We start from the raw sequence: 24,714 nt of genomic DNA on the forward strand, positions 1-24,714 counted from the left end.
AAGATTAATAATGAAAACTGCAATTACCATGATCGAAAAAATTGTTTCCTGGTCAATTCATAATCGCTTCTTTGTGTGGATCGGGATCATCCTGATCGCCTTGGGTGGTTTTTATGCCATTAAGAAAACACCGGTGGACGCACTACCCGATCTTTCTGAAAACCAGGTGATCATTTTTACCGAATACATGGGACGTAATCCTAAGATTATTGAAGATCAGATAACCTATCCGTTGGTTTCAAATATGCAGGGAATACCTAAGATCAAGTCCATTCGCGCTACATCCATGTTCGGCATGAGTTTCATTTTTGTAGTATTTAAAGATGATGTGGATGTGTATTGGGCACGTACAAGAGTGCTGGAACGGCTGAATTATGCGCAAAAATTTTTGCCGCAGGGGGTAACACCCAGCCTGGGCCCTGATGGAACAGGATTAGGCCATATTTTCTGGTACACACTGAATGCAAAGGATTATAGCCTGGGCGAACTGCGGGCGCTTCAGGATTGGTATGTAAAGTTTGCTTTACAGAATGTAGAAGGAGTGAGTGAGGTCGCATCCTTCGGTGGTTTTCAAAAAGGCTACCAGGTTACTATTGACCCGCATAAGCTGGTGTATTATGGAGTGCCTTTGATGGATGTTACCCGTGCTGTGGCGGCTAACAATCGCGACGTAGGCGGAAGTTTATATGAAATGAATGCTACAGGTTATCTCATTCGGGGTATGGGGTATATCACCGGCCTGGAGGATATTAAAGAGATCCCAATCGGAACATATAAATCTATCCCGATCACATTGAGTGATATTTCAGAAGTGCAGATGAGCCCGGATTTACGCCTGGGTATAGTAGATGAAAATGGAGAGGGCGAAGTAGTTGGCGGCATTGTAGTGATGCGCTTTGGAGAAAATGCCAAAAATGTAATTGAAAAGGTTAAAGCAAAAATGAAGGATGTTGAAAAAGGATTGCCATCTGGTGTTAAATTCAAAACAGCTTATGACAGAAGTGATCTTATATCAGCCGCTATTGGTACATTAAAAGAAGCATTGTGGCAGGAAGTGCTGATTGTTTGTATCATTGTCATTCTTTTCCTGTTCAGCATCCGCAGTGGCCTGGTAGCTATTTTTTGCATACTTCTTTCTGTGCTGATCGGTTTTATCCTGATGAGATTATTTGGTGTTTCGGCCAATATTCTATCATTAGGCGGCATTGCCCTTGCCATAGGTGATGTAGTTGACCCCGGCATTGTAATGGCAGAAAACGCCTACAGATCGCTGACCAACCGCATGCTCAAAAAACAAAAAACTTAACCGGGTATGGAAAAGGAAAATTCAATAAAAGTGAAAGAACGTATCGGTCATACCAGGGAAATTCCCGAAGAAGAAAGGGTGGCCATTATTGAAGATTCTTCCAGAACAATTGGCCGGTCTGTTTTCTTCTCGGTCATAATCATGATCATCTCGTTTGCCCCCATTCTTTTCCTTACCGGACAGGAAAAAAAATTGTTCTCTCCCCTTGTACTTACAAAAACATTTTCACTGATCGGTGCTGCTATTCTTGCTATTACTGTTTCTCCGATGCTCACCCGTGTGTTTATGAAATGTAAACTGATTCCTGAAAGTAGAAACCCGGTGTCAAATTTCTTTATCACTATTTACAAACCCGTAGCAAGGCTTTGTCTCACATGGCGAAAAACAGTGTTGGCATTGTGTTTTGTTTTAATAGCAGCCAGCGTGCCATTGGTAATTAACCTGGGCACTGAATTTATGCCGCCATTGGATGAAGGTTCGTTGCTGTTGATGCCGGTTACCTTACCGGATGTTTCCAACTCAGAGGCTAAACGAATAACCCAATTGCAGGATAAGATTATCAAAGGATTTCCCGAAGTAGAGAATGTGCTGGGCAAAGCAGGCAGGGCATACACGGCGACTGATAATGCACCCATCAGCATGATTGAAACGATTATCGTATTAAAGCAGAAAAAGTATTGGCGAAAGGGAATGACAAAAGAAAAATTAATTAAAGAGATGAATGATAAAGTGCAGATACCTGGTGTGGTGACCGGATGGACACAACCTATTATCAACCGGATCAATATGCTTTCAACCGGTATCCGAACAGATGTGGGGGTAAAGATCTATGGCACTAACCTTGACAGCATTTATGCCATTTCAAGAAAGGTGGAAGGCTCGTTGAAAGGTATAAAAGGGCTGGAGGACCTGTATGTAGAACAGCTTACCGGCGGCAAGTATCTCGATATAAAAATCCGTCGCCGGGATGCTGCACGATATGGGTTAAACATTGATGACGTAAATATGGTAATTGAAAGTGCATTAGGCGGAATGATCCTGACCACAACAGTTGAAGGGCGTGAACGCTTTAGCGTAAACCTGCGGCTCGCACAGGAATACCGCAATGACATTGATGAAATAAAACGCATTCCCATACAAACGATGAAGTATGGAGTTTTACCGATTTCGTCAGTAGCAGATGTAAAAGTTACAGAAGGCCCGCCCATGATCAATTCTGAAAATGCCATGCTGCGGGGTACTGTTCTTTTCAATGTTCGTGGCAGGGATATGGGGAGTGTGGTGAATGAGGCCAAAAGAAAAATAGACGAAACATTTAAACAGCTTCCGCAGGGTTATTACATTGATTGGAGCGGACAGTATGAAAATCAGGTGCGGGCGCAACAACGATTGAAGATAATTATTCCAATCGTTTTGTTGGTTATTGGATTCATTCTTTATATCACGTTTCATTCTTTTAAAGCGGTTGCTGTTGTATTTATCAGTGTGCCGGTAGCCCTGATGGGCGGCGTGTATTCACTCTATTATTACAACGTGAATTTTTCTGTAGCAGTAGCAGTAGGCTTTATAGCGCTGTTTGGAGTAGCTGTGGAAACAGGGGTACTGATGATTGCTTACATGAACGATACGATCCGTAAAATGGTAGCTCAAAGCGGCAATGGTCTTGAAAATATAAGTCTGCCTGCGCTGAAAGAAACAATTCTTTTTGGAGCTACCCAGCGTGTTCGCCCTTTGTTGATGACTGTGCTGGCCAACATCCTCGGATTGATTCCGGTATTGGCTTCCACAGGTACAGGTAGCGATGTGATGAAGCCTATTGCTATTCCATTTGTATTTGGATTGATTACATCAACCTTATTTGTTTTGATTGTGCTACCTGTAATTTACAACCTGTTAAAAGAGTGGGAGCTAAAGAAACATGGCAGGCTGGTAGTGCTCGACATTGAAGAATAGAACCCAAAAGGTTATGAAAGTAAAACGCATTATATTATTTGTTATTCTGCAATCTTATTTGGTAACTGCCAATTCGCAGGATACGGTAAGGTTTACACTTCGGCATATTTTTACCGAAATTGATACCGCTTATCCGCAACTGCAATATTATGAATCAAAAATCGGCTCTATCCGTTCATCGGCAGAAGGAGCCAGAGCCTGGATGCCTCCAACTGTATCGCTGGCCTTAGACCGTTTTCCCTACCAGTTACCTATGATAAAAGAAAAGACGCCGGATAACCAGGCTGGCATTATGCTTTCGGTACAACAAATGATTACGAATCCTGCCAAATTAAATGCTAAAAGAGATTACCTGGCATCTTTGGAAAATGTGCAACGCAACGATATGGAATGGCAAAAAAATGTTCTGCATTTTACAGCGAGGCTTTATTATTACCGCCGCTATACTGCTGAACAAAAGCTGAAGTTGGTAAAGGAATACCGGGAACTGCTGAATATGCTTATCAAAACAGCCAGGGATAAATACGCTTATAACCAGGCAGATCTGGCAACTATCTTCAAGGCAGAGGCTTCGCTGAGTGAACTGGCCAATATGGAAACCATGCTGTTTGCACAAATTGCAGAAAGCAATATTGGTCTTAATACGTTAATGAACCGGAATGTGGATGCCCCGTTTTTTATTGATACGCTGTTAACCCCGAAAGATTACGGCAGCGATTATTTATCTGCTGTAGATAGCGCACAATTGCTGAGAAATGATATTCTATCTATGCAAAGCCGTATTCAATCCATGAAATTAAATACCCGTTGGGCGGCCACCGGTTCTAAACCCGATTTTGGTGTGCAGGTTGCGCATGGACAAATGTTTGGTATGGGTAATCAATTTTCCATCATGGGCATGATAACAGTTCCTATCGTTCCCTGGTCATCCAAAATGTATAAATCGGAAGTGAAATCTATGAGTTATGAAATTGAAGCCATGCAGAAAGAAAAGAATACTATGCAACTAATGGCTGCGCAGATGACCCGTGAAAAAATTACTATGCTGCTATTTGAAAAAAAGCAATTGGACAATTACGATAAAAATATTTTGCCTTCATACCGCAGGAATCTTGAAAGCAACCTGCTGGCCTGGCGCCAGAATACCGGAAACTTTTTTGTGTTGCTGGATGCCTGGAATATGCTGTTAATGAAAGAAATGGAACGTATTGATAAACTGGGGCAGGTTTTTATTGTGCAATCGGAATATGAATATCAAAGGGAGATAAAACAATAATGACAAAAAGAATAACATATATAGATAATAAGCGGTTTTTGGCAAATGCCTGGTTAGTTATGTTATTAGTTATGGCATCAGCGGCCTGCAGGCAGGGAGAACAAAAACATATTGGCCATCAACCCGGTTCGGATACCGGCATGAAAAGCGGTATGCAGCATGATTCAATGTCGGACATGAATAATACTGCCAAAGAAACAAACTGGCATGCCCTGCCAACTAACCGCACTGTAATTGCCAGGCAAAAGGTAATAGCGCCTGTTTATAGTGATATGAATTTTAATATTCCCGGCAATGGATATATAGCCTTTGATACACGGCGCAATCGCAAAGTGTCGGTTCGTGTGGGCGGAAGAATTGACCGATTGTATGTAAAATACAATTATCAGTATGTGCGTAAGGGAGAAAAAATTCTTGAACTGTACAGTCCCGAACTAAATACTTACATAGAAGAATATCTCTATGTTCTACGGCAAACAAATGATACCATACTGCAAAACAGGGCAAGGCAAAAGCTACAGTTATTGGGCCTTACGCCGGTACAGCTACAACATATTGATCAAACAGGCAGTGCATCGCTCACCATACCACTGTATAGTCCGTTTGAGGGTTATGTATTGTTCAATCCCTCAGCCTCATCGGGAATGGGCACTGCCGGTAATGCTTCCGGCAGCATGGGTAGTGGTGGTATGAGTGGTACAAGCAATTCATCCCCTTCTATTCAGGGTTCTGTATTATCCGATAACAGTATTCGGGAAGGAATGTATGTGAGCAACAATCAAACACTGTTTTGGATCAATGATTTCAAACAAGCCTGGGGCATTATTGCTTTCACCAAAGAAAATGAAAAATACATTCGTAAGGGGCAACCAATAGTGATAACCAGTGAGCTACTTCCGGATAGACCGATTCAAACTTCTATACAACTAATTGAACAGGTGTATGAGGGCGAACAAAAATTCACACAGGCAAGAGTGTATATTCCCAATGCGACAGGGATAATGAAGCAAAATTCATTGATCACCGCTACAGTGTCTGTTCCGGCAAGATCATTAGTGGTTCCCGCCGTCAGTGTGTATTATCTCGGGAAAGTAGCCATTGTGTGGGTGCAGGTGGGAACAACCAAAGAAGGCAATGCAGTTTTTCAATCAAGGGTGGTGAAAATTGGTCACCGCGGTAATGATAAAGTAGAAATACTGGAAGGTTTAGCACAAAATGAAAAAATAGCCAGGGATGCCGGTTACCTCGCCGATGGCGAAACGATTATTCAATATTAAACCGGGTAAATAATGAAATATAAAATTATTATAATTATTGTTTGTTGCTGCTCCTTAATATTTGGCATGGCAGCCTGCACTGATAAAAAAGCAGCAAACCAAATGTTGGAACATGACAGTCATGTTGTTGCTACTAAGATTGATTCTGCTATAGACATGGAGGACATGATTATGCTTACCAAACGGGATGAGCAATACGCCAACATTCTGGTAGATACCGTGAAAATAAAAACAATTGCTGAATACACCACGCTACCGGGTACTACCCGTTTTGACGAAAGAAAAATAACGGTAGTCACATCCCGCATACGGGGCAGGCTGGACAAATTGTTTGTTCGAAATCCGCAGCAATGGGTTGCAACCGGTCAACCATTGTATGCTATTTACAGCGAGGAATTATTATCATATGAAAACGAATTGCTGAATGCTTTACAACAACAGGCACAATTCAGCAGTATGAAACAGGTAGTAGATCAAATGGTGGAAGGAGCCAAAAAAAAATTATTGTTGTGGGGGCTTACCAGCGAACAAATATCAGTATTACAAAAGAGCCGTGAAACTTCACCCCTTGTCACTTTTTACAGTCCGGTGTCTGGAACACTCGTTGAGCTTTCTGCCAGTGAAGGGCAATATGTAGAAACAGGCACTCCTCTGTTCAGGCTGGCCGATTTATCGCAACTGTGGATTGAAGCCCGGATATACACCAGTGAATTAAGATGGCTGCATGAAAAACCTTCTATAACTGCTGAGTTTGACGCTTATCCCGGTGAATCCTTTACGGTAGTTCCGGTATTTGACAATCCTACAGTGGAAGCCGATCAGAAGATCAGTCTCGTGCGGTTTATGCTTACCAACCGAAGTCATCAACTGAAGCCAGGTATGATGGTCTATGTCAATATTAAACGCAACGAAAAGAAAACCGTTGTCATACCTAAGTCAGCCATCCTGGTAGGCAATATGATCACTGCCTGGGTAAAAACCGGAGATGGCATGTATGAGAGCCGGATAATTCAATTAGGGGTACAAAATAAAAAAGAAGTGGAAGTGATCAGTGGGTTAAAAGAAGGAGAACTCATCGTTACCAGCGGTGCGTATTTGCTGAATAGCGCTTTGGTATTGAAAAAAGGCGCAGGCATGGAAGGGATGAAAATGTAATAGAAGTACGGTGAATTTATTTACGGCCTTTATAAATAATTATTTCATTATGTTGCCATCGAATTTAGAAGATGTAAAAACAGCATGGGCCATTGATCACCTCGATGTGATAGAAAAATTACGCACTGATTCAGAAGGCGGACTGTCCTCAGCAGAATCTGCACGAAGACTGAATATTGCGGGGCCGAACAAAATAGAGTCCGGAAAAAAAATAAGTCCGCTGGTTATTTTGATTAATCAGTTTGTTAGCCCTTTTGTATTGTTATTGGCCATTGCTGCCGGACTTTCTTTTTTCTTCAAAGAATGGTTGGATGGAATTGCCATTATAGTCGTAATAGTTATAAATGCCGTTGTTGGTTTTTTGATGGAATTCCAGGCTGAACGTTCAATGGACGCACTGAGAAAACTTACCACGGTTCCGGCAAGAGTGATGCGTAACGGAAAGCTGGTTGAAGTGCCTTCGGAAGACCTTGTTCCCGGCGATATATTATTTGTAGAAGGTGGGGATATGATTACCGCCGATGCGAGGTTAATTAAAACTTCACAATTGCAAACGGATGAATCAGCTCTTACCGGTGAATCGCTGCCGGTCGAAAAAAATATAACATCTTTGCCATCCGATATACAATTGGCTGAACGCACAAACATGCTATACAAAGGAACATTTGTAGCAAAAGGTAATGGTTATGCAGTGGTGGTCAATACCGGCATGTCAACAGAATTGGGTTCTATAGCCAAAATGGTGCAACAGGCTAAACAAGCTGCGACACCGCTGGAGAAAAAGATCCAGTCATTCAGTAAAAAACTGATATGGATTACGGTAGCACTGGTAATCATCGTTTTTATTGCAGGGGTATTAAACGGCCATGAATTGGTAGCTATGCTGGAAACATCCATTGCGCTGGCAGTTGCAGCAATACCCGAGGGTTTGCCAATTGTAGCTACGTTGGCACTTGCCTTTGGGATGCTGCGTATGGCCCGTCATCATGTGATCGTAAAGAAGTTATCATCAGTTGAAACGCTTGGCGGAACGAATGTAATTTGTACTGATAAAACCGGTACGCTCACACAAAATAAAATTCAAACTTCATTTATCCAGGTAAACAGCAGTGCTTCAAGAATTGATGTAGATATACCCAATATCTCCATCCGGTGGCATGATGATGAAAGCATTACCGGCCATGAGGCTTTTGAGCATCTGCTTCGGGTAGCTGCATTATGTAATACTGCTTCTTACCAATATGAGAATAATATTGAGAAAGAATCAGGCGATCCACTGGAAGTGGGTTTATTGAAAATGGTATATGCTTCAGGGAAATCAGTTGAAGAATACCGTCATCAATTTACTAAAGCGGATGAAATTCCATTTTCATCCGAAACAAAGGTAATGGCCACGTTGCATCTAAACAGTGATCAGAACTATTATATCGCTGCTAAAGGTGCGGTAGAAGAATTGCTGGCACACTGCACATCGGTGCTGGAAGGCAATGATATTATTCCATTTACTGAAGAAAAAAAGAAACAATGGCTTATGTCGGCGGAAAACCGGGCACAATCGGGATTACGAATGCTTGCTTTTGCATTCAGGAACACCAATGAAAAAGAAAAAGATCTTCTGCATCACTTAACATTGGCGGGGGTGATAGGATTTATTGACCCGCTAAGACCTGAAATATCGGCTGCTATTGAAGAATGTAAATCAGCCGGTATTAAAGTCGTTATGATTACCGGTGATCATCCTGCTACTGCAAAAAATATTGCACAGCAATTAGGTTTGGCTAATCAGGATGATGAAGTAATTCATGGCCGCTCTATGAAACCCTATAAAGACCTTTCAGAAGAAGATAAAAATGAATGGTTGAAAGCTTCGGTTTTTGCCCGGGTAAATCCGGGACAGAAATTAGACCTGGTTACTTTGTTCCAGGAAAAGAAAATGGTGGTGGGCATGACCGGCGATGGAGTAAATGATGCACCGGCATTAAAAAAAGCAGATATAGGAATAGCTATGGGGCTTAGAGGGACCCAGGTAGCACAGGAAGTAGCGGATATGATATTAAAAGATGACGCATTTTCCTCCATAGTACTGGCCATTAAACAAGGAAGGACGATTTTTGATAATATCCGGAAGTTTGTGATCTTTTTGTTGTCGTGCAACCTGAGTGAATTATTAATAATTGCAACAGCTTCCATTATGAATTTGCATTTCCAGCTTTTCCCATTGCAAATTTTGTTTATTAACCTGGTTACAGATGTACTACCTGCATTGGCACTCGGTGTAACCAAATCTGCACCGCACATAATGCAACGACGACCTTATTCATCCAATATTGCTATTATTGACAAAAAAAGATGGACAGCGATCTTTGTTTATTCAGCAATTATTTCTATTACAACTATAAGTGCGGTACTATCCAGTCACGAATGGTTGCATAGTGCAGAAAGGTGGAATTCTGAACTTTGCAATAATATACTTTTCTATACCCTGATTTTTTCCCAGATCCTACATGTGTTTAACATGTCGTTTGAAAAAGGAGTATCTTTTTTTAAAACTGAAATATTCCGTAACAAATATGTATGGATTGCAGTGGCTGCTTGTATTTTACTAACAATGTTTTCATATTGGATTATTCCTGTCAGGAAGGTGCTGGTGGTAACAATGTATAGCTGGCTGGACTGGGCAATTGTGATCACTGCTTCATTTATTTCACTTATCCTTATACAACTATCTAAGAAAATGAATTGGATGATTTAAGTGGCGCAATTTATTCTTTATAATGGGTTCTCTTGTGCCCTCGAAGATTTTCTTTGCGCACGCCTGTCAGGTAATGAAATATCTTCTCCTATCAGAAGCCCCCAGGGAGGCTGGATTTCAGCTGCATCAAAAATCAATTTAAGGATGGACAACAGTGGAATGGCAAGAAACATTCCGGTAATACCCCAAATGGCTCCCGATGACCGCAAAGGTGTAAATGTTATAACTTATTTATTAAATAATATAATAGCTACCTTAGATAAATGATGCAGTTTTGTACCGCGTTGCCTGCGGAATAGAAAAATTGTTCAGACATAATAAATCACAGTAACAACTCAAAATTTAAAAGTATGAAAAAGTTTATAATTATTTTCCTCCTCGCTAGCCTGGTAGGATTTTATTCAGCCAATGCGCAAGATTCAACAAAAAAAATAACTACAAAAGTCAAAGAAGGTGCAAAGAAAGTTGGCCATAAAACAGCCGAAGTGGCTTCAAAAGGAAAAAATGCTATTACCGACAAAATTTATAAGGATAAGGAAGGCCCTAATGGAGAAACTATATATATTGACAAGCATTCAAAATATTACTGGATCGATAAAAAAGGACATAAGGTACCAATTAGCAAGGACAAATTGAGAAACAAACAATAGGATGATAAAGGGCAAACTAAAGGGGACAACGGCTCAAAATTCGCAAAGTATAGTTTTCATGCAGTGATAATTCTTATTTGAATTATCGACATGTTTTTAATTCCTTCCTGTGCCCGAAAATGAAGATAGTCAATTTTAAGAATGACATAACAGGATACAACATTTCGCTGGCTGAAATACTTCTATAACCTTCAGGTTATGAGATTTTGATTTCGTAAGCTGCATTTGTCTCTGTATGATGTTATGTAAGGTCGGCCTTTGCCATTGCTATCTTTCCGTCTTTAAAAGTAAGCTCAAATAAACCTCCAATTTTTCCTTCGGGAAATTTCCCTGTGAATTCTACATCCAGGTGGGCAGTATTGTCATTGATGATTATTAACCTGATGAGCCGTGTTTTTGTTTTGTAGCCAATAAAATAATCTTCAAAATATTGCCGGATGCCCGTATGTCCTTTGAAAATCCGCCCTACCGATGGATCGTTAAGAATGGCATCCTGATGCCACATTTTTAAATAATTGTCTGTGTCGTAGGCATTACTTACTGAAAGAAGATTCTGTACAAATTTTTCGATATCCATTTTCCAATTTAGTTGAAAGACCGTTTAAATGCTATGGGTGTCAGGTTGGTTTTTTTCCTGAATAACTTGTTGAATGATTGCGGATGCTCGAAACCTAATAAATAGGCAACTTCAGCCACTGTTAAATTGCCTGCAGTTAAATATTCTTTGGCTTTTTCAATCAACTTTTCGTGGATGTGCTGTTGGGCATTTTGCCCTGTGAGTGAACGTAGCATATCACTTAAGTAACGGGGCGAAAAATTGAGTTGTCCTGCCAGGTACTCTACGGTTGGAAGTCCTTTTTGCAAACCTTCTTCCTGTTCAAAATAAACATTTAACAATTGTTCAAACTTTATAAGCAGGTCATGACTGGCTGCTTTTCTTGTGATGAATTGACGTTTGTAAAAACGGTTGCTGTAGTTGAGTAAAACCTCGATGTGTGATATCACTAATTCCTGACTGACATCATCAATGGGATTACTCAGTTCTTCTTTGATGTTCTCAAAAACAGAAATGATAATTTGTTTTTCTTTGTCTGATAAAAACAAGGCTTCGTTTGCTGAATAAGAAAAGAATCCATAAGTTTTAATCTTATGGTCTAACGTGTATCCCCTGATAAAATCTGGATGAATAAGTAGTGTGCAACCTGAATAATCCTGTTCGTCATCAGCACATGAAATTACCTGGTTGGGTGAAATAAAAGACAACCCACCCTCATCAAAATCATAAAAACCCTGCCCATATTTTATTTTTCCTGTTAAACTTTTTTTGTAGGAGATTTTGTAAAAGTTTGGTGAAATGGATTTTGGCCATTCTTCATATGGAATTTTAATATCCGCATAATTTACCAGGCTGATCAATGGATGCAGGGGTTTTGGAAATCCCAGCACTTTGTGCATTTCAGAAATAGAATTCAACTTAAGCGGTATGTTTTTTTCTTTTTCCATTTGATGGGAGTTTGAAGAGGTAAATGCTTATTTTCCGGGGAATGCAAAAGTGAGGTCATGGTAAATTCTATGGGTAGTAATTTTCCATTCTCCGTTTATTTTTTTAAGAGAAGGTTTGTAATAGCCTGATCCAGTCGGTATTACCGTGCCTTTTAAACTAATATCGGCAATGTTATTATATAAATGAGCAACGAACGGGCAGTTCAGCATATTTTGTTCCATTTGATGAAATTGTCTTTTAGAAAGTGAACATTTTTTTAAGGTTGCGGTACTGAGCTTCAGCACCCAGTTGCAATCTTTCGTTATACAATGTATTGGCGTCATTTCCAGCAATATAACGAAGTTGATCTTTGTTATCAATAGCCGCTTCAAAGATTATGGAAGCAATCTGATCAGCTGTAGCAAACCGGCTGATGCTTTCAGCATTGTAGCCTTCACTTACTTTTTCAACCAGGTTTTTATAAGCATCGTGCAAGCTGCCATCCATTGACCGGCCTGCAAAGTCTGTTTGTATGCCTCCAGGGGCAATGGTTTTTACAGCAATACCCAGGTGAGCAAGTTCATACGCCAGGCTTTCTGAAAACCCATCCAGGGCAAACTTGGTGGCTGAATAAACAGAACAGGTTGGATAGCCCATTAGCCCAAACATCGATGTAATATTGATGAACATCCCACTTTTTTTCTCACGGAAATGCGGTGTAAACGCCTTTGTTACCCTTATCACGCCCATAAGGTTTGTATTTATCTGCCGGGTAATTTGTTCATCATTCAATGCCTCCAAAGCTCCGATTAAGCCATAACCTGCATTGTTTACTACGATGTCCACTGAATACTCCTGTGTCACTTTTTTAATGGTGTCTTCCATCTGTGCTTTGTCTGTTACATCTAATTTTAAAACGGTAAGGTTTTCAAGCTTAGTCAGTTCCGTTTCATTTTCGGGGTTGCGCATGCTGGCAATAGTATACCAGCCTTTCGATTGAAATAATTTTGCGGTTGCCTTTCCTAAACCGGATGAAGCACCGGTGATAAAGATTGTCTTTTGCATAATGTAGTATTACTATGCAAAAGTCAGCAGCAATTAAGAGTTTGCTGTTGCCAAACTGAGTTAAGTTGTAGCCAGAATGACGTGGGTATAGGTTTTTGCTTCCAAAACCACATTATTGTGCAATATTTTCAATTAAAGGGTAAGAAATAATAGCGCTTTTCATAAGAAAAGAGGCTGGTAAAAAAATCCCTCATTGGGGTGAATGTTTTTGCTTTTTTGCTATAATGATAGGAGGCGTTTATAATACGGAACCTTAGTAATGCTTCTTTCATCCATAAATCTTTTCCGTCAATAATGGTGGCATTGCCATAGAGGATAATGTAATAATCAAAACGCTTGTTATAAAAATGTAACTGCCCCGCAAAAGAGTTGTCAAAATCTGATATATCCCGATAAGGTTTTTGCATAGAAAACAAAAGATGGCCCTCTTTATCAATTCTATCTACATGTATAATGCAGGCTGGAAACTTAAGTATTGATTGACTAAAATTATAAAAGATGGCTGTTTGCAGCTTCTCAATATGGTTATTGATAAAATGTAAATAATAAGAGGAAATCATTGCTCAAAATTATTTAAAAGGCATGCAGGTTTTCAATGACCGGTGTCATGCTGAGTGATGATAGAAATCCAGTTATATAGCCGCTGCAATTCAAAATCCTTGAATGCTTTAAATAACGGGAATCATAATCCATATTGCCTGAAATCATTTTTTATCTTTTTAAGTAGATGTAATATTAGTATTCAAAAGCAGGTTTATGTTTTCGATTAAAATACTAACAATGGCAGCATTTGTCCTTTTATTGCTATTGCCATTTAAGCATATTCCGCTGCAAACTCCATCATTTGTTTCATTCAATTTTCAGGTAAATGCAGGCGGAACGGTAGACCTTCAATGGAGCGCATCCAATGATGTAGCAAGCATTCGTTTTGAAATAGAGCGAAGCAGAGATAAGACAGCATGGGAAAAAATCGGGGAGATAACAGCCGGTTCAATGCAACATTATGCTTTTACTGATAACCAGCCATATGATGGTATCAACTGCTACAGGATTAAACGAATAAACAATGCCGGGAATTATGTATATACCCCGGTTAAGGCAGTACACATCAGTAAAGCTGCTTTATTATATATTTGGCCCGATCCTGTTAAAGATATACTTCATATTAGGTGTGGCTATCGGAGTGGTTCCGTTGAAGTTATAGATGCATCAGGAAAAATACTTCAAGAATTGACAATTACGGCTTTTACTACTAATATATCTGTATTGCAGTTGAAAGGGGGAGTTTATTTTTTGCGCGTAAAGGATAATAATAACAAACAAACGGTACAGAAATTTATAAAAGAATAAATCGGATTGTGCTATGAGCTGCCGCAGACAAAAAAAAGCCAAAAATCATGTTTCATGGGCTCAACCAAAACCCATAAAGGAAATTACCACATTTGTTTCAAAGCGGCCGGTTTTCTTTTCCAACCTGATGCGGAAAACAATGCCTTTGATGGTATTAATATCGCTCATAGGAAAGGGCCATTGTGGCGAAAGATGAGTGGTTTCACTACTGATCAGCGGCAACACACGGTCTACCAATTTCTGCAAACCTATTGTACGTTGCGTTTGATCCGTCAATTCTTCAAACTTTCCCCAGGCAATCACGCTCTTCCAATTCGCCATATCTTTCATTTCTTCCACTTCAAAGCACACGTCGGTATTTTGTCTCAGAATGTCAATCTTCATTCCTTCGGTGGTATGCCCATATACATATACGCCATCATACGCATAGCTTATCGGCACTATATAAGTAATGCCATCTCCACAACAGCCAATACGGCCCATTATCTGCTGCATCAGCACATCTTCAATTTGTTTATTATCTAACGAACCCAACATAGGTTTAAAATATATTCTACAAGTTATTTAAAAATAGCTTTTCGGCAATGATTTAGTTTTTTGGTTGGTCAAATTGTTGAATAAGGTAAAAGTAACCGTTGTTGTATCCAGGTCGCACTTATCCTCAAACAGTTTTCCAATGTTACGCTTACAAAATTGGGCAGTTCACTAAAGTTTATGTTGCTTTTGGAAAGCAAGGTGGATATTTATGCCTGCCTGAGCCGCTTTCAAGAGAACGATCTTGTATTGGAAGAAGAGTTTGCTTTTTAGTTGTGGCTGTATAGGTTATAGTTTCAATCAACATGGCAACCGGCAATACACAAAATGTATTTGCCGGTTTTTTTTATTCGTTATGCTAGTTAAATAAACCTTTTTTTATAGCACATCATTCGTAAGCCTGCATTTGATCTGCTAAATTGTTTTCTTTTCCCATTTTTCCAGGAATTCCAATGCTTCCTGATCGCTTAAATTTTGGAATGATTCATAAGCCTGTGATACTGCAGAGAAATGTTCCGGCTTTTCAAGCATCACCACTTCATCGGCTTCATGCAGCAGGTCGTTTTCAGTTCTTTGTGAACATACCGGAGCCGCCACCACAATTTTTGCGGCGCCTCTTTTTTTGCACATTCTTGTGGCTGCAAAAATGGTTGCACCTGTAGCAACTCCATCGTCAACAATAATGACGGTCTTGTCTTTAATATCAGGGAATACCTGGCTTTCACGAAAAATGCGTTTTCTGTGTTCAATTTCCCTTTGCTGATCTTCTTCGATATTGTCGATCATTTCCTGCGAAAGGTTTATTTTATGATAGGGGTTATAATAAACAGTTCCATCCTCGGCCATAGCTCCAAATGCAAATTCCGGATCTCCCGGATATCCCAGTTTATGAACAATAAGTGTAGACAATTTTGCGTTAAGTTCTCGCGCTAGATAATAAGCCGTTTCAATACCGCCCCGTGGTATACCTAGTACGATAACGTTTTCGCCCTTATATTTTTCAAGCTCCCGGGCCAATAACAAGGCAGCTTGTTTCCTATTATAAAACATAAAATATATTTTTATGGATTACCCTGGATGCTGACAATAATTAATTGTACCGTACCAAAACTAAGATCATACAGCATCCGTTTTCAATGATGGTGATCAACATTTACTTTGATAAATTTCATAATTCATAAACCTGAAAAACAACATAAGCGTTTGTGTTAAAGTGTCTTTTGAAAATCGCTTTCGGTTAGAAATGCCATCCTGGAACTGTCGCAAAAGGAAAACAATTAGTTACAAATTATTCAGGTAATTTTGATCGAAATTACCAGAATACCTGATTTTCATCATTGTTATTATCGCTCAGCTGAAAAAAATCAGGCGGATGCCTGAAAAAAGTCAGGTTCTGTAACTGCATATTTATAAATCTTTACAAAAGATTGCCTGGACGATCATTCTAATATAGCTCATCATTCCTTTAGCACTGGTTATCTGATTTCCCACAAATCCCAATTTAAGGCGGCAATTGTTATCATCCGTTTCCAGAGAAAATCTCATTGCCTGTAAACCCTTTACGGTTCTTTTATTATTCACTTTCAAATCTTTAAAATGAAAAAGATTTTGGTTATTGAAGATAATGAACAGGTCAGGGACAATATCGCAGAGATCCTGATGCTGGCAAACTACCAGGTTCACAGGGCTGAAAATGGAAAAGACGGTATCGTTGCCGCTATTAGAGAACTTCCCGATCTGATCCTGTGCGATATTACGATGCCTTTCCTGGACGGTTATGGAGTATTGCATCTGCTGAAAAAAAATGCTGCCTTATGTAATACGCCGTTCATTTTCATGACAGCAAAAGCAGACCGGAAGGAGGTACGTAAAGGAATGGACCTGGGTGCTGATGACTATTTAACCAAGCCGTTTGAGGAAACAGAATTGTTAAACGCCATTGAAACCAGGCTGAAAAAAGCTGAAATGGCAAACCAGGTTAACCGGCCCGAAATTCAACCAAATGATTTTGGACGTGGTATCAGGGAAAATGAAATGATGCAAATGCTGGTTGACAACAGGGATATTAACATTTACAAAAAGAAACAAATCATTTATTCAGAAGGCGCCCGGCCATTACGTTTATATTATATACAAAAAGGAAAAGTGAAAACTTTTAAAACCAATGAAGATGGTAAGCAACTGATAACCGGCTTGTATAAAGAAGGAGATTTTTTAGGGTATGTGCCAATAATGGAAGGAACGTCTTATCGTGAGGTAGCTGAAGCGCTTGATCAGGTAGAACTGGCGGCGATACCTAAAGAAGACTTTCTTGAATTAATGAATACCAGCCGCGAGGCGGTAAGAAAATTCACCCTGTTGCTTGCGCATAGTATTGGTAAAAAGGAAGACATGCTGGTAGGAATGGCCTATAATTCACTGCGCAAGAAAGTGGCCGAAACATTGATTGGAGTGCATGGTATTTATAAAACAGCTATTGATATGAGCCGTCAGAACCTTGCAGCCATCGCCGGAACGGCAACCGAATCAATGATAAGAACACTTAATGAATTCAAAGGCGAACAAATAATCGATATTAAAGAGGGTATTATCACCATACTTAATGAAAAAAGGCTGGCGAATATGGTGAATTAAAATGAAGTGCTTGCTATAAATCATATTATGTGAAAAATATTCTTAAGGATACAAAACAGCTTTTAAAAATTGCACTTACTGATATCAGGCTTAAAAATGATGGAAAGAAATATGTTGATCGATTATGTGAGGCTATTGCCTATCATGACCATCGTTACTATGTGCTGAACGATCCGGTAATTTCAGATGCTGAGTATGACAGACTTTTCGATCTGTTGAAAAAAATAGAAAAGAAGTGGCCGGAATTGGTTTTCCCAACATCGCCCACACAGCGTATTGGCGAAAAGTTAACAGGAGCTTTTAAGGAAGTAGCCCATTTAACTCCGATGCTTTCGCTTGACAGTTCTTATGATATGAAGGCATTCAAAGATTTTGATGCAAGGGTTAAGAAAAATGCGCGAAGAACAAACATCATGTATACCATTGAACCGAAGCTGGATGGGGCTGGTATCTCTTTAGTATATGAGGGCGATTACCTGGTAAAAGGTGCAACCAGAGGGGATGGTATAAGGGGAGAGGATATTACCAATAATCTTCGGACACTACGATCCATCCCTTTAAAAGCCGCATTTTCCACTTATAATATCCATAAGGTGGAGATCAGGGGTGAAGTAGTTATCAAAAAGGAAAGCTTCAAAAAACTTAACCGTCATAGAAAAGAGGCGGGGCTTCAATTATTTGCCAATCCAAGGAATGCGGCAGCAGGTTCCTTGCGCTTGCAGAATCCTGAAGAAGTGTCGGGGCGGAATTTAACTGCCTGGCTGTATCAGATCAGTTATGCAGTAAATAAAGAAGGGATGGATGTGCTGGCAAACCAGATTTGTAGCCATGAAAGCGCCATCCATTTGCTACAATCGCTTGGTTTTAAAACACCTGATATACAAAAAGCCAGTTCTGTAAAAGATATTTTGGCAATTTGTGATCAATGGAATGCTGTAAGAGATGAATATCCCTATGAAATTGATGGATTGGTTATTAAAGTAAATGACTTTGCTGAATATAAAAAACTTGGTTTTACTGCACACCATCCGCGATGGGCAATGGCCATTAAATTTGCGGCGAGGCAGGCTACAACAACACTCACCGGCATCGATTTTCAGGTGGGCAGAACCGGCGCTATAACACCGGTGGCCGTGCTTGAACCGGTTTATGTAGGTGGCGTTACGATCACTTCAGCTTCTTTGCATAATGAAGACTTTATCCATAATAAAGACATTCGATTGCAAGATATGGTTATAGTACAAAGGGCAGGCGATGTTATCCCTTATATAGTAAAGCCTGTTAAGGAAAGCCGGTCTGGTAAATCCCAACCAATTAAATTCCCCAAAAAATGTCCATCATGCCATGCCAGGATAATAAGACAGGAAGGAGAAAGCGTTTGGCGATGTATAAATGTAAATTGCCCGGCCCAGGTTAAGCGACGTATTCAGCATTTTGCATCCAAACATGGAATGGATATAGCAGGATTAGGTGTGAAGACCGTGGATCGCCTCTTTAGCGCTAATCTTATTCGCTGTATACCAGACATTTATCATATGGATCTTCATAGAATTAAAGCTGTAGCCGGTTTCGGGGATCAATCTGCCAGCAATCTGCTGAATGTTGTGGAAGCGTCTAAAAGCCGTTCTTTGTGGCGTTTGATCAATAGTCTCGGAATCCACTATGTTGGAGAACGAACCGCTCATACCCTGGCAGATGCAGTCGCTTGTGTAACTGATATTGGCAATATGAAAAAGAAAGAATTAGAGGCATTGCCAGATATTGGTGATAAAGTAGCGGCTAGTATATATGCTTTTTTTAAACAGCGGGAGAATGTAAAAATGATCCGGGAATTAAAAAAAGCCGGCGTTAAGGTGTGCAATAAGCAAAGTAGAAGCAATGCCAAATTTTCCGGTCTCACATTTGCGTTTACGGGTGTGTTGAAAAAATATACGCGTGAAAAGGCAAGAGACACCGTTGAGCAGTTTGGTGGAAGAACTGTTGACAATATATCATCCAAAGTAAACTATTTGGTGGCGGGTAAAAATCCGGGTTCAAAACTTAAAGAAGCCCGTAAAGAAGGCCGGCTGAAGATCATTGATGAAAATAAATTTCAGAAAATGATCAGGTAAAGAATGATAAACAATTAAGAGTGCAATTAACTATTTGTACAAATTTTAAACCTTGAAAGTTATTTCACATTTACTTGAAACAGCAAAATATGCGGTGCTGGAGGCTGGCAAAGTAATCATGGAAGTTTATGGGTCGGCCGAATATAGAACAGAAATAAAACCAGATGAAACGCCGGTAACAACAGCAGACAGGCTTTCGCATGCGGTTATCACCAAATATCTTGAAACAACAGATCTGCCTGTATTATCTGAAGAAGGAATGCATATCGATTTCCGGGAAAGGTGCAACTGGGAATATTTCTGGCTGATAGATCCGCTTGATGGCACCAAAGAATTCATAAATAAAAATGGTGAGTTTACTATAAATATTGCATTAGTATCAAAAAATAAACCGGTAGCAGGTGTGATTTATGCGCCCTGCAGGGATGCTTTGTTTTTAGGTTGTGAAGAAACCGGTGTGTCTAAGTATGAAAATGGCAATCAAATTGAATTTGAACCATTAAAAGAAAGGCGCCGGTTCCAGGACCTGTTGAATAAGGGTGAAATAACCGTTGTTGTATCCAGATCGCACTTTTCGGCTGAAACAAAAGAGTTCCTCAAACAGTTTTCCAATGTTACGCTTACAACATTGGGCAGCTCACTAAAGTTTATGTTGCTTTTGGAAAGCAACGCGGATATTTATCCCCGGTTAGGACGAACTATGGAATGGGACACCGCGGCAGCTCATGCCATTTTAAATGCTTCAAACAGAGGCATATACCATATGGATTTAAAGTCGGAACTAAGCTATAATAAACCTGATCTTACAAATTCGTTCTTTGTTGCATTTTAGATTTGCGTGAAAAAAACGTAGATGTTTTGTGTCTCGTGGGGCTTGCCGGCGATGTATGCGTTTATGCAACGGCGATGGACAGGAAGGGTGATCCGGAGCTCGGAATTCCATAAAATCGCCCACCTTTAAGATCGCGTTTATATAGTCACTAAACTATACTGCCCATTTCCCTTTTAATTGCCAGGAGAGCAATACTATAAGTAAACTGCAAATCAAATAAGTGAGATATAACCAGGGCATTGCCTGTAAAATGATCGAATGGATAACAACCCATGTGATCATCAATAGTCCGCTCACCAATGACCAGCTATATTGTGTTCTGCTATGTTGCTTACTATTAAGAAGGGCGGCCAGGTTTGTGCTGCCGGTTATGATAAATATTACGCCTGGTACTACAAAGATCTTTGAATGAGCAGGCTGAAAAAAATCTATTGGCAAATCATAAACAGTCAGTACAGGATATGCTATCAATAGCAAACCGATAAAAGTGGAAGTCAGGCCGGTAAATGCCAGGAGTATAATAAGCAATGTGCGCATAAAAATATAGATTTTGATAACGAATTGTATCCAAATCTATGTTTATTAATATACCTGAATCAATGATCACTGTCATGAACCATTTTGATTATTCTCAATAGCAGGAAGGGATATTTACTGTTAATTTGGTTAAACTAAAGATGTATGGGCACAATCAGTAACCAGGCGTACATGAGTTCCAACCTTACATTGGGAGACATGCTGCATGAAATTGCCTCCTGTTACCGTTATCTGGGCAGCGACTACCGTTTCAAGGTGATGGCTTATACGGCTGCTGCCCGAACATTACACGGGCTGAATATAGATATTGCATCGTATGTAAAGAGAGGTGCTGAGTTGAGGAAATTAAGAGGTATTGATGAAGATATAGCCCTGGAAATAATGCAGTACCTGAGGACCGGAAAGATCAAAACTTACGAAAGGCTTAAAAAAAAGGTTCCTTTGGGTTTGCTTGAATTAATGGATGTTAAGGGATTTGGTCCGGTAACAATAAAAACTATACATGAAAAATTGCATGTTAACACCCGGAATGAAATGAAAATAGCCTTGTTGTCGGGTAGACTGGAATCTTTTGAAGGAATGGGCCAGAGAAAGATCGAAAACATGAAACGTGGTTTAAAATTATTCAAGGAGGTCCATTCACAATTACAATTATGGGATGCTATTTCTATTGGGTCGGATGTATTGAAACAGTTGCTGGCATTACCCGGTGTGAAGAATGCGGTCATATGTGGCAGCCTTCGAAGGAATAAAGAAACCATAGCAGACATTGACATAATAGTTATGGCCCGCAGAAAATACTGGGAAAAGATCAGTCAAACATTTTGTGATCTTCCATTTGTGCATAGAGTGATTGTTGCCGGAGGAAAAAGAATAAGTGTGTTATTAAAGAACCATAATACCCAGGTGGATATTCAATTGGTGCATGAGCATGAATATGGCGCAGCCCTGTTATTATTAACCGGTTCAAAAGAACATAGCATTGCCTTGAAAAAATGGGCTGATAATAAAGGGTTTTTGTTAAATGAAAATGGCGTTTTTGATGCGGGAACAGGTAAATGGCTTGCCGGAACGAACGAAGAAGAAATTTACCGGCTATTGGGATTGCAGTTTATTCCTCCTGAGCTCAGAGAGGATAAGGGTGAAATTGAAAAAGCTGCCAAGCACCGGTTGCCATTGCTGGTTGAAGAAAATGATATCAGAGGTGATATGCAGGTACATAGTTCCTGGAGTAACAATGAAGAAGAAATTGAGACAATAGCCCGTCATGTGCGCAGGGTATACCCGCAATATGAATATATTGTTATTACTGATTGCTTATCCGGCCAGCTTGGGACAGGCGGCTTGCAACCGGAAGAGTTTATTAACCAGTTTGCGGAAATTGACATGGTGAATAAAGCCCTGGGACAGCAATTTGTGAAGAAAGGCGTGGATGTACATATTCTTGAAGATGGTTCACTGAATTTGCAGGACAATATATTGCAACAATTTGAATGGGTAACGGCTTCCATTGTCAGTGGTTTTGATAAAGATAACACCGGGCGGTTGATAAAAGCCTGTGAAAATCCTAATGTGCATTGCCTGAATCATCCCAGTGGCAGGTTGATTGGAAAAAGGGATGCCTGGACCGTGAATTGGAAAAAATTAATTGAAAAGGCTGCTTCTACAGGCACCTGCATGGCGATAAACGCTCAGCCTGACCGGCTTGATTTGAAAGATGAGTTGGTAAAGGCTGCCATTGACAAAGGGGTAAAAATTTGTATCGGTACCGGTGCCCGCGATCTTAATCAATTTGATCTTATGTCAACAGGAGTCGCTGTGGCAAGAAGAGGATGGTGTACTAAAGAGAATATATTGAATACCTGTTCCTGGAAAGAGGTGGAATATTTTAAGCAATATAAGCAAAGCATTATGTGCAATACTGGTATTTAACGGTATGTTTTTCCTGTTCATTTTTCATTGTTAATAGGTAAAGATCAGTTCGTTCTATGATGCCCATCATTTTAAAACGCCTGTAATACTTGTATTTTAGGGATATAAATATTTATAATGGCCGGAAGTTTTGAAATACAGCAACGCGCTGTTTTGCATAATCTGCAGCAATACGAATCGGTGTACAAGGCCTTCAGCTGGGAACAGGCAAGAGCTGAATTGGTCGGACTGCCCATGAATAATGGATTAAATATAGCTTTTGAAGCGATAGATCGCCATGCTGTGGGAGAGGAAGGTAATACAGTGGCTATTAGATGGATACGGAAAGACCGGAGTATAAAGGATTTCTCATACATCAGTTTGCAGCATCTTAGTTCACGGTTTGCGAATGTACTGGTTAGTCTGGGTATAAAAAAGGGGGACAGGATATTCTCATTGGCAGGGCGGATCCCTGAATTGTACATAACTGCACTCGGCACCCTGAAAACAACGGCAGTATTTTGTCCTTTGTTCTCCGTATTTGGACCAGAGCCCGTATTTCAACGGTTAAACCGGGGCGATGCCAAAGTATTGGTTACAACCCGTTCATTATATGAAAAAAAAGTAAGGCAACTGCTTGACAGGCTGCCTATGCTTCAGTTTGTTTTACTAATTGATGCAGACGCTCATATTGATAGTAAAGTTTTATCATTTCCCCGGTTGTTGGAAGACGCGTATGAGGAATTCTTCATTCCGCCTACCGGGCCGGAGGACCCTGCGTTATTACATTTTACCAGCGGCACAACCGGCATGCCTAAAGGGGCGCTGCATGTGCATAATGCAGTATTAATGCATTATATAACTGCCAAATACGTGCTGGATTTGCAAAAAGGAGATACTTTCTGGTGTACAGCAGATCCCGGTTGGGTAACCGGAACATCGTATGGCATTATTGCTCCATTGGTATGCGGGGTAACGAATGTCATAGATGAAGAAGAGTTTGACGCTGTGAGATGGTATTCAATCCTGGAGGAGCATAAAGTGAATGTATGGTATACGGCGCCCACTGCCATCCGGCGGCTGATGCGAATGAATATCAAGCCTCGTTCTGTTTATAACCTCGACCGGCTTCGGCTGATATGCAGTGTGGGCGAACCGTTGCATGCAGAAGCAGTGATCTGGGGCGGGGAAACGTTTGGGATGCCCATACTGGATAACTGGTGGCAAACGGAAACGGGAGGCATCATGATCGCTAATTATCCTTCAATGAAAGTAAAGCCTGGTTCAATGGGAAAACCGTTACCTGGCGTTGAAGCCGCCATTGCCGCTGTGAGCGGCTCGTCTATTGAGTTGATCACAGAGCCCGGGAAACAGGGGCAGCTTGTATTAAAGAAAGGATGGCCTTCCATGTTCCGTTCGTATTTGCATGATGAAGAAAGGTATAATAAGTGTTTCCGGGGCGATTGGTATGTCACCGGCGATCTGGCAAAAAAGGATGCAGACGGGTATTACTGGTTTGTGGGACGGGCCGATGATATTATAAAAACATCGGGCCATATGGTAGGCCCTTTTGAAGTGGAAAGTACATTGATGCAGCATGTGAGTGTGGCCGAAGCTGCTGTTATCGGGAAACCCGATCCGGTGATCGGTGAAATGGTGAAAGCATTCATTGTATTAAAACCGGGATTCACCGGAAATGAAAAAGTAATGCTGGATATAATGGGTTTTGCCCGGCAGAAACTGGGGCCGGCAGTAGCTCCTAAAGAAATTGATTTTGTAAACGAACTGCCTAAAACGAAAAGCGGAAAAATATTAAGACGGTTGCTAAAAGCCCGTGAGCTTGGATTGCCGGAAGGAGATATTTCAACACTTGAATAACAATGTAAAA

The 24,714-nt window shown here is 40.3% G+C and carries 18 protein-coding genes and 1 pseudogene; 12 read left to right on the forward strand and 7 right to left on the reverse strand.

Annotated features, from left to right (window positions below; all coding sequences use genetic code 11):
• Positions 1–28 precede the first annotated feature (28 nt).
• From A3860_RS41870 to A3860_RS14710, 6 genes and pseudogenes are all read left to right on the forward strand, one after another.
• A pseudogene (locus A3860_RS41870) lies at positions 29–3,259 on the forward strand (efflux RND transporter permease subunit).
• A gap of 13 nt (positions 3,260–3,272) precedes the next feature.
• On the forward strand, positions 3,273–4,535 hold the full coding sequence (locus tag A3860_RS14690) for a TolC family protein (protein WP_081147470.1): 1,263 nt from the start codon (positions 3,273–3,275) through the stop codon (positions 4,533–4,535).
• 59 nt (positions 4,536–4,594) lie between these two features.
• Complete coding sequence (locus tag A3860_RS14695; protein ID WP_158085260.1) at positions 4,595–5,812, forward strand: efflux RND transporter periplasmic adaptor subunit; 1,218 nt, start codon at positions 4,595–4,597, stop codon at positions 5,810–5,812.
• A gap of 66 nt (positions 5,813–5,878) precedes the next feature.
• Positions 5,879–6,967 (forward strand): efflux RND transporter periplasmic adaptor subunit, encoded by a 1,089-nt coding sequence (locus A3860_RS14700; protein WP_158085261.1) that lies wholly within the window; start codon positions 5,879–5,881, stop codon positions 6,965–6,967.
• A gap of 49 nt (positions 6,968–7,016) precedes the next feature.
• A complete protein-coding gene (locus A3860_RS14705; protein WP_143774104.1) occupies positions 7,017–9,719 on the forward strand; it encodes a cation-translocating P-type ATPase in 2,703 nt (900 codons plus the stop codon).
• A 350-nt stretch (positions 9,720–10,069) separates the two neighbouring features.
• Entirely contained in the window at positions 10,070–10,369 is a 300-nt protein-coding gene (locus A3860_RS14710; RefSeq protein WP_081147474.1) for a hypothetical protein, read from the forward strand.
• A gap of 241 nt (positions 10,370–10,610) precedes the next feature.
• Here the strand turns inward: A3860_RS14710 and A3860_RS14715 are convergent, their stop codons facing one another.
• The 4 genes from A3860_RS14715 to A3860_RS14735 form a co-directional block, all read right to left on the reverse strand.
• Complete coding sequence (locus A3860_RS14715; protein WP_081147475.1) at positions 10,611–10,946, reverse strand: nuclear transport factor 2 family protein; 336 nt, start codon at positions 10,944–10,946, stop codon at positions 10,611–10,613.
• Positions 10,947–10,954: 8 nt separating this feature from the next.
• Positions 10,955–11,872, reverse strand: a complete 918-nt coding sequence (locus A3860_RS14720; RefSeq protein ID WP_081147476.1) for a helix-turn-helix domain-containing protein — start codon at positions 11,870–11,872, stop codon at positions 10,955–10,957.
• Between the two features lie 238 nt (positions 11,873–12,110).
• Positions 12,111–12,917 carry an SDR family oxidoreductase gene (locus tag A3860_RS14730; protein ID WP_081147478.1) on the reverse strand — a complete coding sequence of 269 codons (807 nt, stop codon included), beginning with the start codon at positions 12,915–12,917 and terminating at the stop codon, positions 12,111–12,113.
• A gap of 128 nt (positions 12,918–13,045) precedes the next feature.
• Positions 13,046–13,477: a hypothetical protein gene (locus A3860_RS14735; protein WP_081147479.1), complete on the reverse strand. Its 432-nt coding sequence runs from the start codon at positions 13,475–13,477 to the stop codon at positions 13,046–13,048.
• 196 nt (positions 13,478–13,673) lie between these two features.
• Between A3860_RS14735 and A3860_RS14740 the strand changes: the two genes are divergently transcribed.
• On the forward strand, positions 13,674–14,267 hold the full coding sequence (locus A3860_RS14740) for a T9SS type A sorting domain-containing protein (protein WP_081147480.1): 594 nt from the start codon (positions 13,674–13,676) through the stop codon (positions 14,265–14,267).
• A gap of 60 nt (positions 14,268–14,327) precedes the next feature.
• Here the strand turns inward: A3860_RS14740 and A3860_RS14745 are convergent, their stop codons facing one another.
• Both A3860_RS14745 and A3860_RS14750 read right to left on the reverse strand, forming a co-directional pair.
• Positions 14,328–14,804, reverse strand: coding sequence for a pyridoxamine 5'-phosphate oxidase family protein (locus tag A3860_RS14745; protein ID WP_081147481.1), 477 nt, complete (start codon positions 14,802–14,804; stop codon positions 14,328–14,330).
• A 411-nt stretch (positions 14,805–15,215) separates the two neighbouring features.
• Entirely contained in the window at positions 15,216–15,851 is a 636-nt protein-coding gene (locus A3860_RS14750; RefSeq protein ID WP_081147482.1) for a phosphoribosyltransferase, read from the reverse strand.
• A 546-nt stretch (positions 15,852–16,397) separates the two neighbouring features.
• On the opposite strand from A3860_RS14750, the gene A3860_RS14760 reads away from it, so the two are divergent.
• Genes A3860_RS14760 through cysQ form a run of 3 tightly spaced genes read left to right on the forward strand, consistent with a single transcriptional unit; the run spans position 16,398 to position 20,378 of the window.
• Positions 16,398–17,435, forward strand: coding sequence for a response regulator (locus tag A3860_RS14760; RefSeq protein WP_081147484.1), 1,038 nt, complete (start codon positions 16,398–16,400; stop codon positions 17,433–17,435).
• Between the two features lie 29 nt (positions 17,436–17,464).
• Positions 17,465–19,546, forward strand: a complete 2,082-nt coding sequence (gene ligA / locus A3860_RS14765) for an NAD-dependent DNA ligase LigA (protein ID WP_081147485.1) — start codon at positions 17,465–17,467, stop codon at positions 19,544–19,546.
• A 52-nt stretch (positions 19,547–19,598) separates the two neighbouring features.
• Positions 19,599–20,378 (forward strand): 3'(2'),5'-bisphosphate nucleotidase CysQ, encoded by a 780-nt coding sequence (gene cysQ / locus A3860_RS14770; RefSeq protein WP_081147486.1) that lies wholly within the window; start codon positions 19,599–19,601, stop codon positions 20,376–20,378.
• A gap of 153 nt (positions 20,379–20,531) precedes the next feature.
• On the opposite strand, the gene A3860_RS14775 is transcribed toward cysQ, so the two are convergent.
• Entirely contained in the window at positions 20,532–20,915 is a 384-nt protein-coding gene (locus A3860_RS14775; protein ID WP_081147487.1) for a hypothetical protein, read from the reverse strand.
• Between the two features lie 144 nt (positions 20,916–21,059).
• Here A3860_RS14775 and A3860_RS14780 point away from each other — a divergent pair, with 144 nt between their 5' ends.
• On the forward strand, positions 21,060–22,847 hold the full coding sequence (locus A3860_RS14780) for a DNA polymerase III (protein WP_081147488.1): 1,788 nt from the start codon (positions 21,060–21,062) through the stop codon (positions 22,845–22,847).
• A 117-nt stretch (positions 22,848–22,964) separates the two neighbouring features.
• On the forward strand, positions 22,965–24,704 hold the full coding sequence (gene acsA, locus A3860_RS14785; RefSeq protein ID WP_081147489.1) for an acetate--CoA ligase: 1,740 nt from the start codon (positions 22,965–22,967) through the stop codon (positions 24,702–24,704).
• Positions 24,705–24,714 lie beyond the last annotated feature (10 nt).

The sequence above is a fragment of the Niastella vici genome (assembly GCF_002077945.1).
Taxonomy (GTDB): Bacteria; Bacteroidota; Bacteroidia; order Chitinophagales; family Chitinophagaceae; genus Niastella; species Niastella vici.

Bases quoted from the DNA above. Each gene is read 5' to 3' on its own strand.
- A3860_RS14695 (WP_158085260.1), top strand. From the start codon at position 4,595: ATGTTATTAGTTATGGCATCAGCGGCCTGCAGGCAGGGAGAACAAAAA.
- A3860_RS14775 (WP_081147487.1), bottom strand. From the start codon at position 20,915: ATGCGCACATTGCTTATTATACTCCTGGCATTTACCGGCCTGACTTCC.
- A3860_RS14720 (WP_081147476.1), bottom strand. From the start codon at position 11,872: ATGGAAAAAGAAAAAAACATACCGCTTAAGTTGAATTCTATTTCTGAA.
- A3860_RS14730 (WP_081147478.1), bottom strand. From the start codon at position 12,917: ATGCAAAAGACAATCTTTATCACCGGTGCTTCATCCGGTTTAGGAAAG.
- A3860_RS14690 (WP_081147470.1), top strand. From the start codon at position 3,273: ATGAAAGTAAAACGCATTATATTATTTGTTATTCTGCAATCTTATTTG.
- A3860_RS14740 (WP_081147480.1), top strand. From the start codon at position 13,674: ATGTTTTCGATTAAAATACTAACAATGGCAGCATTTGTCCTTTTATTG.
- A3860_RS14780 (WP_081147488.1), top strand. From the start codon at position 21,060: ATGGGCACAATCAGTAACCAGGCGTACATGAGTTCCAACCTTACATTG.
- A3860_RS14705 (WP_143774104.1), top strand. From the start codon at position 7,017: ATGTTGCCATCGAATTTAGAAGATGTAAAAACAGCATGGGCCATTGAT.
- A3860_RS14735 (WP_081147479.1), bottom strand. From the start codon at position 13,477: ATGATTTCCTCTTATTATTTACATTTTATCAATAACCATATTGAGAAG.
- A3860_RS14760 (WP_081147484.1), top strand. From the start codon at position 16,398: ATGAAAAAGATTTTGGTTATTGAAGATAATGAACAGGTCAGGGACAAT.
- A3860_RS14710 (WP_081147474.1), top strand. From the start codon at position 10,070: ATGAAAAAGTTTATAATTATTTTCCTCCTCGCTAGCCTGGTAGGATTT.
- A3860_RS14745 (WP_081147481.1), bottom strand. From the start codon at position 14,804: ATGTTGGGTTCGTTAGATAATAAACAAATTGAAGATGTGCTGATGCAG.
- A3860_RS14715 (WP_081147475.1), bottom strand. From the start codon at position 10,946: ATGGATATCGAAAAATTTGTACAGAATCTTCTTTCAGTAAGTAATGCC.
- acsA (WP_081147489.1), top strand. From the start codon at position 22,965: ATGGCCGGAAGTTTTGAAATACAGCAACGCGCTGTTTTGCATAATCTG.
- A3860_RS14700 (WP_158085261.1), top strand. From the start codon at position 5,879: ATGGCAGCCTGCACTGATAAAAAAGCAGCAAACCAAATGTTGGAACAT.
- A3860_RS14750 (WP_081147482.1), bottom strand. From the start codon at position 15,851: ATGTTTTATAATAGGAAACAAGCTGCCTTGTTATTGGCCCGGGAGCTT.